Source organism: Moraxella porci DSM 25326 (assembly GCF_002014855.1).
Taxonomy (GTDB): domain Bacteria; phylum Pseudomonadota; class Gammaproteobacteria; order Pseudomonadales; family Moraxellaceae; genus Moraxella; species Moraxella porci.
The window spans coordinates 48329-60429 of sequence record NZ_MUYV01000003.1 but is presented as its reverse complement, the minus strand read 5'-3'; the positions used below and the strand labels follow the sequence as shown (position 1 = coordinate 60429).

At 47.0% G+C, this 12101-nt stretch carries 10 protein-coding genes; 1 reads left to right on the top strand and 9 read right to left on the bottom strand.

Annotated elements, in window-relative coordinates:
• Positions 1-36 precede the first annotated feature (36 nt).
• The 4 genes from B0681_RS03850 to B0681_RS03835 all read right to left on the bottom strand — a co-directional run bounded on the left by B0681_RS03850 (position 37) and on the right by B0681_RS03835 (position 3911).
• Complete coding sequence (locus B0681_RS03850; RefSeq protein WP_078317438.1) at positions 37-852, bottom strand: sulfite exporter TauE/SafE family protein; 816 nt, start codon at positions 850-852, stop codon at positions 37-39.
• Positions 853-854: 2 nt separating this feature from the next.
• Positions 855-1037, bottom strand: a complete 183-nt coding sequence (ccoS, locus tag B0681_RS03845; RefSeq protein WP_078317437.1) for a cbb3-type cytochrome oxidase assembly protein CcoS — start codon at positions 1035-1037, stop codon at positions 855-857.
• Positions 1038-1116: 79 nt separating this feature from the next.
• Positions 1117-2610, bottom strand: coding sequence for a protein adenylyltransferase SelO family protein (locus tag B0681_RS03840; protein ID WP_078317442.1), 1494 nt, complete (start codon positions 2608-2610; stop codon positions 1117-1119).
• A 122-nt stretch (positions 2611-2732) separates the two neighbouring features.
• Positions 2733-3911 carry an acyl-CoA desaturase gene (locus B0681_RS03835; protein WP_078317436.1) on the bottom strand — a complete coding sequence of 393 codons (1179 nt, stop codon included), beginning with the start codon at positions 3909-3911 and terminating at the stop codon, positions 2733-2735.
• A 417-nt stretch (positions 3912-4328) separates the two neighbouring features.
• Between B0681_RS03835 and B0681_RS03830 the strand changes: the two genes are divergently transcribed.
• Positions 4329-5057 (top strand): TetR/AcrR family transcriptional regulator, encoded by a 729-nt coding sequence (locus B0681_RS03830; protein ID WP_199174083.1) that lies wholly within the window; start codon positions 4329-4331, stop codon positions 5055-5057.
• 79 nt (positions 5058-5136) lie between these two features.
• Here the strand turns inward: B0681_RS03830 and B0681_RS03825 are convergent, their stop codons facing one another.
• From B0681_RS03825 to B0681_RS03805, 5 genes are all read right to left on the bottom strand, one after another.
• Complete coding sequence (locus B0681_RS03825) at positions 5137-6525, bottom strand: APC family permease (RefSeq protein WP_078317435.1); 1389 nt, start codon at positions 6523-6525, stop codon at positions 5137-5139.
• A gap of 325 nt (positions 6526-6850) precedes the next feature.
• On the bottom strand, positions 6851-7621 hold the full coding sequence (locus tag B0681_RS03820) for a pteridine reductase (protein ID WP_078317434.1): 771 nt from the start codon (positions 7619-7621) through the stop codon (positions 6851-6853).
• Positions 7622-7697: 76 nt separating this feature from the next.
• Positions 7698-8387 (bottom strand): metallophosphoesterase family protein, encoded by a 690-nt coding sequence (locus B0681_RS03815; RefSeq protein ID WP_078317433.1) that lies wholly within the window; start codon positions 8385-8387, stop codon positions 7698-7700.
• Positions 8388-8448: 61 nt separating this feature from the next.
• On the bottom strand, positions 8449-9624 hold the full coding sequence (locus B0681_RS03810) for a tRNA nucleotidyltransferase (RefSeq protein WP_078317432.1): 1176 nt from the start codon (positions 9622-9624) through the stop codon (positions 8449-8451).
• Between the two features lie 100 nt (positions 9625-9724).
• Positions 9725-12055 carry an NADP-dependent malic enzyme gene (locus tag B0681_RS03805; protein ID WP_078317431.1) on the bottom strand — a complete coding sequence of 777 codons (2331 nt, stop codon included), beginning with the start codon at positions 12053-12055 and terminating at the stop codon, positions 9725-9727.
• Between the last annotated feature and the right edge of the window lie 46 nt (positions 12056-12101).

Sequence of the window (12101 nt, the reverse complement as noted above, 5' to 3'; positions counted from 1 at the left end):
AGAATTGGGGGTCGGTTCAAAACTGGGGTGTTTATTTTAATGATGTGCATGTTGACTATGGTCAGTATGGGTGCTGTGATTGGTATGGTTGCTATGGCTGTCAGTATCAGCACTGTGCATTTGGGTGTTATGCGCATCATGAGAGCTGTGCGCGCCATGACTACCGTGCATCGCCTGCATAATCGGTGCGCTAAAGGCGATGGCAAGCCCTGAGATGAGCATCACCACACCGCTGAATTTACGCAGATTAAAGGCGGCAATCTTAGAGCGCAGCCAAGCAATCAGCGAACCAGTTGCCAAGAGCATCGGCAAAGTCCCAAGCCAAAAAAATACCATAAAGCCAGTCGCTGCAAGGCCAATGCTCTGATCCGCTGATAGGCTAAGCGCCACACCCAGCGCACCATAAACAAGACCACAAGGCAAAAATCCCCACAATAACCCTGCCGCCAATGCCTTTGGTAGATTATCCATCGGCAACACCTTGCTACGGATCGGCGCAAGGACATTCCACAGTCCCAGACCTGCTTTTTCTAGGCGATTGAGCATCGGCAAGCCAAGCATCAAAAGTGCAGCAAAGATCAGAGCGCCACCGAGTAGATATTTTGGGATATTGCCATTGGCCATCAAGGGCGCAAAGATGTGCTTACCGATGGTGGCAGCCATTAAGCCCAAAATCAGATAGCTGCCGAGGCGGCCTAGGTGATAGCCTGCCATCAGCAAGGCTTTTTTGGTAGGGTGTTGGTCTTGCATCGACAGTCCAAATGCCGCCACGATGCCACCGCACATTCCAAGGCAGTGCGGCGAACCCAAAAAACCCATGCTAAGCGCAGCAAAAATCAAAACAGCGGTCATAATCAGTCCTTGGGCTTGGGAGAGGTTTGGGCTTTGCGGCGAGCTTGACGATCGTCAAGGATGATCTGTTCGGGGGCGTTATCCAAATCTTCAAATTGATTGGATTTGACCGCATAATAAATCGCCCAAATCGCCACCACAAACAGCATCAAACTCAAAGGAATCAGCAGATAAATACTGAGCATAATACGCTCCAGCTAAAAATACCTTATTTTACCAAAATTCCCCAATCTATAAAAGGATTTTATTTGGCAGCTCTGCCCATTAAGACAGGCAGCTGACCGCGACCTGCTGATCAGTGCTGGCGGGTGTGATGTCAGCCATCGTGGCAGCAGGGTGTATTTGATAAGGTGTACTTAATATTTCAAATAGTCTTTCTACTTCGCTAAAGTCATCATTGAGTGCATGATCGATTGCCAGATGAGCCATGTGGTTTCGTAGAATGTACACGGGATTGTGCTGGCTGAGCGTTTCAAGCACCGCGCGTGTGTCTGAACCTTGAACCAGTGTGCGATAGCGCGCCAACCATGACTGCCAAGCATCTTCTGCTCGTGCTAGGCTATTTTGCAGCGTTGTAAGTAACCGGCACTCGTGCGTATGATCCTGCTGATGATCCATCATCTGTGTCACCACGGCGATCAGTGCGCGAAAGGTGTTGGTATAATCCAGCTGATGAGATCTCATCAGATCCAGCAGCTCATAGCCGAGTGCTGTGACCTCATCAGTAGCTCGAGCAAAACCAAGTTTATGCGCCAGACCTTGATGATAGGTATTGTGCAGAGCTGTTTCATAATGACTCAACGCATCATCGATGGCATCGCGTATTATGCCAATGCGCTCAAGGCGCTTAAATACCGTCGCCAAATTCCAGTAGCCGATCATTGGCTGATTTTGATAAGTATATCGGCCAGTGTGATCAGAATGATTGTTAATCCAAGCAGGATCAAAGCGCTCCATAAAGCCATACGGCCCAAAGTCGAGCGTCGTGCCGGTGATGTTTAGATTGTCGGTATTCATCACCCCATGGCTAAAGCCAATCAGCTGCCACTTAGCGATCATTTGTGCGGTATTGATGGCGATTTGGCTGAGTAGTGCAGGGATGTCTGCTGTATTGGTTGCGTCATCATACAGCTCTGGATAGTAGCTTTGAGTGATGTTATTAATAAAATTGGCTAAATAATCGGGTGCATACATCGCCACCCATTCAATATGCCCAAGCCTGACATGGCAGTCGCTGACACGCAGCAAGGCCGCGGCACGCTCCATTTGATAGCGCTGAATGGGTGTATCGGACACCACAAAGCCAATCGCATCAGATGAAGTGATGCCCAGATGATTTAGTGCATGACCACACAGATATTCACGCACGGTGCTGGCGATCATCGCTCGCCCATCGCCACGACGAGAATATGGCGTGCGTCCTGCACCCTTTAAATGCAGATCTGTCAGTCGTCCATCATTCAATAGCTGTGCGATCAACAGACCGCGCCCATCGCCAAGCTGTCCTGCCCACTGCCCAAATTGATGCCCAGCATAGGCCATCGCGATCGGCTGTAGTCCATGCGGACTTAGATTTGCCAGTGCTGATAGTCGTCCACTGATGATATCTTGCCAATCTTGATCGCTTAGTTGACCCAGTCCAAGTCTGTCGATCAACCTACGGTTAAGTCCGCCAAGTTTGGGATTTTCAAGGGGATTGGGCGTGATGTGGCGATATAGGCGATCGTCGTGCTTGTGATAATCAAAGATAAATTTCATGATGGTTGTGCCAAAACTTTTAAAATCATGCGAATCAGTGTAGCACATTTTGGTAAGTGGTGGACAAAAGAAAAACCCTTTATCCAAGCTTAGATAAAGGGTGGAGAAAAAGTGTCGCTCACTTAAGCGGCTTTGCCTTTTAGCTGTATAAATGCCTTCTCGATGCGTTTGCTGTGATCCAAGATCTTTTGTTCGACTTGAGCAAATTGTGCTTTTAATTTCTCATCAGCATCGTGCAGACGATCGGCAAATTCCGCGCGTTTTAGCTCGATGGCCTCAGCTTTTAGAGCGTGCCATTCTTCGACAGTTTTGGTGAATTCGTCGTATTCGGCACTGATGCGCTCTTTAAAGGCGGCTAGTCGTTCATCTAAGCTGGGTTCGCCCCCTTTTGCGATGCGTTCTTGGGCACGCTTAAATTGCATGGTCACCTCAGCGTGCTTGATGGTCAAGTCATCGACTTTTTTGAGATTCTCAGCCAAGCCAACTTTTGACAAAATGGCGATAAACCACTTGGTCGGGTCGTATTGCCACCATTTGACACCATTGCGATAGTCGTATTGGAAATAGTGATGGTAGTTGTGATAACCCTCACCCCAAGTAAAAATCGCCAACACGCCATTGTCTCGTGCGGTATTGGTATCAGTATAAGGACGCGTGCCGATCATGTGGCACAGTGAGTTAATAAAGAAAGTAAAGTGATGTGTCAACACCAAGCGCAATAGGCCTGCGATCAAGAATGTCCCAAGCATATCGCCAGTAATCAAGCCTGCAATGCCGACGACGACAAGGTTGGTCGCCACCACCCAAAAACCGTAGTATTTATGCTGCAAGGTGAGCAGTTTGTCTTTTTTTAGGTCGGGGATATTTTTGTAATCGTACTGACCGCTGGGGTATTTGCGCAGCATCCAATCCATATGACTGAACCAAAAACCACGGCGCGCCGAATACGGATCTTCATACTCATCATCGACATGGCGATGGTGCGTACGATGACCTGAACACCAGTCAAAGGCAGAGCTTTGGACTGCCAAGGTCGCGCCAAGTAGCAAGAAATATTTGACAATCGGATGCGCTTCATAGGCCTTATGCGCCCACAAACGATGATAGCCTGCGGTGATTGACAAACCTGTCCACGCCATAAAAAACGCAAAGGCGGTCCAGACGGCAGGGTTGACGCCATGCGTCCATAGATACCAAGGCACCAAAATGATGGCAAGCAGCGGCGTGGATAAAAGCACAATGGCAGGCACCCAGTTGATGGGTGGATTTTCAAAGGCTTTTGGGTTTCGTTCAATGCTCATAAACCAAAATTATCCTATATAAAAGAGCAAAACTGGCAGACTTAAAATAAGTTTGCGATATCAATAAAAAGCATTCCAAAAACTTATAAAATCACTGCATCAGCACCTGCTAAGAGTCAGTATTTTAAAGGCTTTGGTAAGATTTTTTATTACCAAATTATCCTAACATAAAAGCTTTTAAAAGTGAACAATTATTCACAAAAAATATCAGCGAAATTGTAACAACTGCAACGATGGCTTGCTGTTTGGTATCTGAGATGATTTGACCGTTATGAGCCAGATTTTTTGTGAATAAATGTCTATACAGTATAAAAAAATTCACCAATGCGAACGGGTTTTGATATAATTTGCCAACTGATAGTTATTTTATGCCTCGATCCACAATGGACTTGAGCATTTTATCATTAAGGATGAACAATGAGTAATCGCAAGCAGCAGTTCGAACTGCGAGAGATGCGTATTTTGCAGACGGCTGAGCAGCTGCTGTTGGAATCTGGCGAGGGGGATTTGACCTTGGACAGTCTGGCACTCACTTTGGATTTGGCAAAAGGGACTTTGTATAAGCATTTTTCCAGTAAAGATGAGCTGTTGATGCGTATTTTAATCGACTATGAAAAACGCAAGCTGGATATGATCGTCGTCGAAGATGGTGCAGGCGCAGGCGTGGCACGATTGGTGCTGCAGCTTCTAAACCTGCCTCATCGCGCGATTTTGTTTAACCACATCGAAGAGCGTCTGTCCTCGACAGCATCAGGGCTAAATAAGATGTTCGCTGAGCTATACAGCATCCGCCGTGAGCGCATGGTGCGCATGTCAAAAATCGTTCAGTTATACCTATCCGAGCAAGACAGCGTGATGAACATTCGTGATTATATGGCGACTTTATATGCTGTGGGTCAGGGCGGAGCTAGTCTGCTAAACTCAAGCTTTTATCAGCGCTACTTGGGCAGTCGAGACACGCTAAAGACCGCTTTGGTGCGTCAGATGCTGGATTTGCCGCGTCTGTATCCAAGGGTTGATGGTATCAGTAGCGACAGCGAGGTGCGTGATCGGCTGATGAATGCCAGTCATGATATGAGCGAGGAGGAGATCCGAGAGATCGCTGAGGCCATCGGTCAGGTGATTCGCCCAGCGATGGCAGGTTAATCACTTTAAAGGCCATTGATGTTAAGCCAACAAAAAAATATCCCAAGCTAAGACTTGGGATATTTTTTGTGAAGTCGGATTATACATCTTCTTCTTTATATTGCGGAACAGGTGCTTTAAAGCCGCGAGTCTTAATGCCAAGCCAGATAAAGCCAATGGCTGCCCAGAATAGGCCGACTTTAAAAGTGGTGCTATCCACTTCTAGCCACATTAAGAATACGCTGATAAAGCCTGCTACTGGGACGATGATGTAGCTGAGTACATCGCCAGCAGTTTTGACCATCTTGTTGCGGAATACATAATGGAACAGCACCGAGATGTTCACGAAGCTAAATGCGGTCAATGCACCAAAGCTGATTAGGTTTACGACTGCTTCTAGGCTGATAAAGCCAGCAGTCAATGCCACAGCGCCAGCGATTAGGATGTTATTGACTGGAGTGAACAGTTTTGGATGAATTTGACCAAAAATATTCTTGCTGATGACGCCATCGCGACCCATCACATACATTAGGCGAGAAACACCTGCGTGCGCTGAGATCCCTGATGCCATCACAGTAATGATTGCAAAGCCCAACACGACCGCTTTAAACACTGCGCCACCCACTGCCTCTAGAATCTCAGGCTGCGTCTCATCCACTAGCTCAAAATAGGTGCTTGGATGATTTGGGAAATACAGCTGCATAAAGTAAGTACTGATGATAAACACGATACCTGCGATCAGCGTAGTTAGGATCATCGCTTTTGGCAATGTGTTTTTGGCATCTTTGGTTTCTTCAGCCAGCGTCGATAGCGCATCAAAGCCTGTGAATGAGAAACACAAAATCGTCGCACCAGTAATCAGGGCGGTCACTGAAGTCATGCTGTCCCAAAATGGTGCCATGCTCCATAGGTGGTAAGCGTTCTCAGGACTGATGATACCGTCAGCGTTTTGACCTGCTGATAGAGCGTCATAAGTCAAGAACACAAACACCGCGATCACTGCAAGCTGTACAAAAACGATCCAACTGTTAAAATACGCCACCACTTTTGAGCCGAACAAGTTGATGCCCGTCATGATTGCCGTCAAGCCAATGACCCATACCCAGTGGTTCACCGCAGGAAACAGCGCCTCAAGATAAATCACCGCCAAAATGATATTGACCAGCGGTGATAGCAGATAGTCAAGCCAGCTTGACCAACCGACCATAAAGCCCATGCTTGGGTTGATTGATTTTTGGGTATAAGTATAAGCCGAACCTGATGAAGGATAAGCGCGAATCATATGGCCATAGCTGATCGAGGTCAACAAAATGGCAATCAAGGCAAACAGGTAAGACATCGGCACATGACCGCCACTGTCTCGAGAGACCATGCCAAAGGTATCTAGCAGGGTCATCGGCTGGATATAAGCAAGGCCGATGATGATGACATGCCAAAGACCCAGATTTCGCTGCAGGCGAGCGACATTAGTAGTAGGTGAAGTATTCAACGATGGTATTCCTTTTAAGTGTGCAAAATGCAGCCAACACAAAAGAGAACTACAGCTTCATCGTATCAAACGCAATGGTTTGAATTTGGTTCGATTAGGCTATCTGCTCCAAAGATTTAACAAAAAGTTTAGGGGTTGAAAAAATGGGTATTAAAATTGCTGATTTGTAACAACATTCAATACCCATGTAAATTCGTGTGAATTTTAGCTTAAAAAAAGCGATTTGTCAGCAAGTTTTTTGGCGATTTGTGAATTTTTTCATCCATTTTGGCAAATTATTTTGTAAAAATTGATGAAAAATTCCCCAATGTGGTGTTTTGGTCAATTATCCACCCTTTAGGGTCAGTCCACGACCGCCATCGACCGCCAAGATTTGCCCCGTGATATATCGGCTATTTGCCATAAAGACCACCGCTGCTGCGATGTCTTCGGGCGTGCCGATTTGCTTAAGTGGTACTGAGTCTGTCAAGGTGGCTTGGGTTTGACTGTTCAATTCAGGATTTTGGTCGTCATCAGGAAAGATATTCACGCCAGGGGCGACACCATTGATGCGGATATCAGGCGCAAGCTCCAGTGCTAGGCTCTGCACCATCATACGATGTGCCGCCTTTGCCATATTATAAATCGGATAGCCAACAAAGGGCTTGGCATCGGCATGAATGTCAAGTAAGCTGATGATACTACCTTGATTTTGCTTAAGTTCTTGGGCGAATGCATGGGTCAGTAGTAGCGGTGCTTTGGCATTGGTCAGCATCAAATCATCCCAATGTGCCATCATCATCTCATGCGTACCATCGAGCGGTGTCGCATAAAAGCTAGATGCGTTATGCACCAAGACATCAAGCCTGCCAAAACAAGACAGCACTTGTTCTTTGAATGCATCAAGCTCATCACTGCTATTGACGACATCAAGCCCCGCTTGGAGGGTTTTGGCAGAGTTTGGGCGGATGGTATTTAGCATATCAGCCAAGGCATGGGCATCATCACAACTATGATGATAATGAATGATGACATCATAGCCATCAGCGTGTAGGGCAGTGGTGATGGCTTTGCCGATGCGTTTGGCAGCGCCTGTGATGAGTGCAGTTTTGTTCATGAGTGGTGTAATATTTTTATCAGTATATCAATATCAGTTTGCTTGGATATGTCAAATCATCGCATGCTAAGCGGTGTTAATGGTTGTGAATCAGTGTCAAAAAATAACTTCGGCATTTTGTCGCATCCGCCTGAAAAACTTGCATTTGAGTCACTTCAATCGCTGTCAGGCAATGATTGTCATGTTCGCAGGTATCGATGCAGATTAAGTTATTATGATGATAGATTTTACCATCTTTTTGGGTTGAGTGACCACAAATGATGGTTTTGCCTGTGCAATGTGCATCTTGACCATCGGGCGGTATGAATCGCCATCGCAAGCCTTCATCGCTTTGCTTATCCATTGCCAAGTGTGGCAAGGGCGTGGCATGACAAAAGATAAACTCTGCGGTTTCATAATAATCCACAGCGGATTTGAGCAATTTAAAATATTCAAATGGTATCTGCTTTAAGCCTTGTAAATCAGTGCTTACATCAAATGATTGTAAAGTTTCAATACCGCCAAATTTTAGCCAATATTTCAGATATTCTCGTTCATGCACCGCACCTAGCATCATCTCTTCGTGATTGCCTTTGATGAGTACGACTTGGCAAAGTGACTGATAATGCAAAATGGTATCTAGCACACCTTTACTATCCGCTCCACGGTCAATCACATCGCCCAAAAATATCAGCGTATCATCAGGCCCAATTGAGAGTGCGGTTAACAAGGTGGTCAGCTGTGCATGACAGCCATGGACATCACCGATGGCGTAGATTTTTGGCATGGTTAATGAGTGCTAAGTATTGTGATTAAGATACAGATAAATTGATAGGTAAGTCAAAAGATCAAAATACTGTCAATGCATTTGCCATCTGAAAATTGCCCAATAAACCATACAATGCTTGCTTTCTAAGTCGTGCCAGTTCATCACCGATTGCCTTGCCAGTGAGTGCTGGGTCGATATTTGCCATACTGACGGACTGATAGCGAGTGATGGCATCATGCAGCCATGCTTTTGGATAAGCCATTGATTTATTTTGATAAATTTCACAAGCATCATACAGTGACATCAGTAGGGTATCATCTTTATGAGCTTTGGTATGTTCGATGACGGTGAATAACTGTTCAGCGGTGATATTCGGTAAGTTTAGTAAAACTTGATGATAATTCACAAATGTATGAATAAACTGGCCGATGGCTTTTGGGGTATTAAGCTGTGTCAGGCAGTCATTGAGCTCGTTGCTATCATCAAGGATCGAAAATAGCATGGCAAAGCGAGTGGTAAGTGAGCTATCTCGGCGACAAGCGTTTTGTAGTCTTGTCATCATGGCTTGATAAACTTCGTCATCTGCCAATCGCTCGGCAAGTAGCGGTAGGATATGTGCCAAAATCCCAAGCTGATGCAAGCAATCGATAAAATAAAAACCGTGCGGCTCGCCCATCGCTCGTGATGTCTCTTGCCAAATGCGTTCACGGCTTAAGTGTGATAATTCGCCTTGATCAGCGATGTGCTGCATGAGCGCCTGTGTGTCATCATGAATGACAAAACCCAGTGGGGCAAAGCGGGCATAAAATCGTGCCACCCGTAGCACCCGCAACGGATCTTCGCTAAAGGCAGGGCTGACATGACGCAGGACTTTGGCGTGCAAGTCAGTCAGTCCGCCATAATAATCCACGACTTCGCCTGTGACTGGCGTATCATCAAAAAGACCTTGAACTTCGATGGCTAGGGCGTTGATGGTTAAATCACGGCGTAATAAATCATCAGCCAGATTGACATCAGGACTTGAATGAATATCAAAGGCAGTATGCCCTGTGCCAACTTTTCTCTCAAGGCGGGCTAGGGCGTATTCGGCGTGTGTGTCGGGGTGCAAAAATACAGGAAAATCAGCACCCACTTGGCTAAAGCCGTGCGATAACATGGTGGCAGCATCCGTACCGACCACCATAAAATCTTTGTCTTTGATGGGTAGTCCGAGCAGACCATCACGCACTGCACCGCCAACCAGATATACTTGCATGGTATGTTCCTAAGATAAAGGCGAATTTACTATAACAAGTTTTGCTAAAAATGCCAATAAAAATGCCAGCACTTAGGCTGACATTTTTGACGATTAACAATTATTTTTCAGCATTTTGGGCATCGGTGACCACGACTGCTGTCATGTTAACGATGCGACGCGCAGTCGATGCAGGCACTAGGATATGCACTGGTTTATCAGCGCCAAGCAAGATAGGGCCGATGGCTGAGCCGCCTGAGGTGGCCTTTAATAGGTTAAAGGTGATGTTGGCGGCATCCAAGGTCGGCATGACCAGTAGGTTCGCCGAGCCTTGCAGCGTGCTGAACGGATGGTTTTGTTCACGCACGCGTGCATCTAGAGCGGTATCTGCATGCATCTCGCCATCAAACTCAAAGTCCACATTCATCTCGCGCAGAATGCGATAAGCTTCACGCATTTTCACTGCAGATTCGCGCTGTGAAGTACCAAAGTCAGAATGCGACAACAATGCCACGCGAGGCTCAACACCGAATCGGCGCACGCTTTGGGCAGCCAAAACAGTCATCTCAGCGATCTGCTCAGCTGTTGGGTTGGCATGGATATACGGGTCAGCGATGAACAAGGTGCGGTCTTGGAGGATGACGCCGCTCATCGCGTAGTACTCGCTTACGCCCTCACGCTTGCCGATCACACGGCGAACATAGTTCAGATGCAGATCGTAGTAACCAAATGTACCACACAATAAGCCATCAGCATCACCTTGCTCAACCATCATCGCGCCCAACAGCGAACTCTTACGGCGCATATCACGGCGTGCAAGCTCGGCAGATACGCCCAGACGATGATTGTCTTGATGATAATGCTGCCAGTATTGTTCGTGTTTTGGATTGTTATTAATATCCACCACCTCGACATTGCCACCGAGGGTCAAGCGCAGACCCAGCTCTTTGATTTGGGCTTCGATGACATCAGGACGACCGATGACAATTGGTTTTGCCATATTTTCATCGACGACCACCTGTACAGCACGCAAGACATTGGCATCCTCACCTTCGGCATAGACAATGCGTTTTGGTGCTTGTTTGGCTTGGGTAAAGACAGGCTTCATCGCCAAGGCTGAGTTATAGACGAACTCAGACAGCGTCTGACGATAAGCATCAAAGTCTTCGATCGGTAGTGTCGCCACACCCGAATCCATCGCTGCTTTGGCGACAGCTGGGGCGATATTTAGGATCAGATTTGGCTCTAGTGGGCCTGGGATCAGGTATTCACGGCCAAATTGCTTGCTTTCGGTGATTTTATCTGTCTCTGAGACCGACACCTCAGTGTGTGCCATCGCAGCGATGGCATGCACGCAGGCGATTTTCATCTCTTCATTGACGATGGTGGCACCGACATCGAGCGCACCACGGAAGATGTACGGGAAGCACAGCGCGTTATTGACTTGGTTTGGATAATCAGAGCGGCCAGTTGCCATGATGACATCTGAGCGAGCGGCATGAGCAAGCTCTGGCATGATTTCAGGCGTTGGGTTGGCTAGGGCAAAGATGATCGGGTCTTTTGCCATGCGTTTGACCATCTCAGGGGTCAAGATGCCAGGGCCTGATAAGCCTAAGAAGAAATCAGCATCACCAATGACTTCGTCCAGCGTGACCGCATCGGTGTCTTGGGCGAAGCGTTGTTTTGATTCATCCAGATTGTCACGGCGCGTATTGATGACACCGCGAGAGTCTAGGACAAAGATGTTTGAGCGGCTGACACCCAAAGCGATGATCAGCTCAAGGCAGCTGATGGCTGCAGCGCCAGCGCCTGAGCAAACGACTTTGATCGCGCCGATGTCTTTATTGACCAGTTTTAGAGCATTTAATAGTGCAGCGGCAGCGATGATCGCGGTGCCGTGTTGGTCGTCATGGAATACAGGAATGTTCATGCGCTCACGCAGTTCGCGTTCGATCTTAAAGCATTCTGGCGCTTTGATGTCTTCTAGGTTGATGCCGCCAAAAGTCGGCTCAAGGCTTGCCACTGCTTCGATGAATTTATCTGGATCGTTTTGGTTGATCTCAATATCAAAAACATCAATACCAGCGAATTTCTTAAATAGCACGCCTTTACCTTCCATCACAGGCTTGGATGCTAATGCACCGATATTGCCCAGACCCAGTACGGCAGTACCGTTGGTGATGACGCCGACTAGGTTGTTACGAGCGGTATATTTGGCGGCAAGTTTCGGGTCTTTTTCGATTTCAAGGCAAGGTACGGCCACACCTGGAGAATACGCCAAAGCCAAGTCACGCTGGTTGGCGATTTTTTTGGTTGGGGTGACTGAAATTTTACCTGGGCGTGGGTGTTCATGATAATGAAGGGCAGCTTGCTCAAACTGCTGCTTTTGTAGGTCGGCATCCGAATTAAAAGTGGTGTCATCGACCTTTTGGTCTCTGGTAGCTGAAGTCATAGTACATCCATATTGGTGCTAAATCATACGGCGCTGCAGCATATCA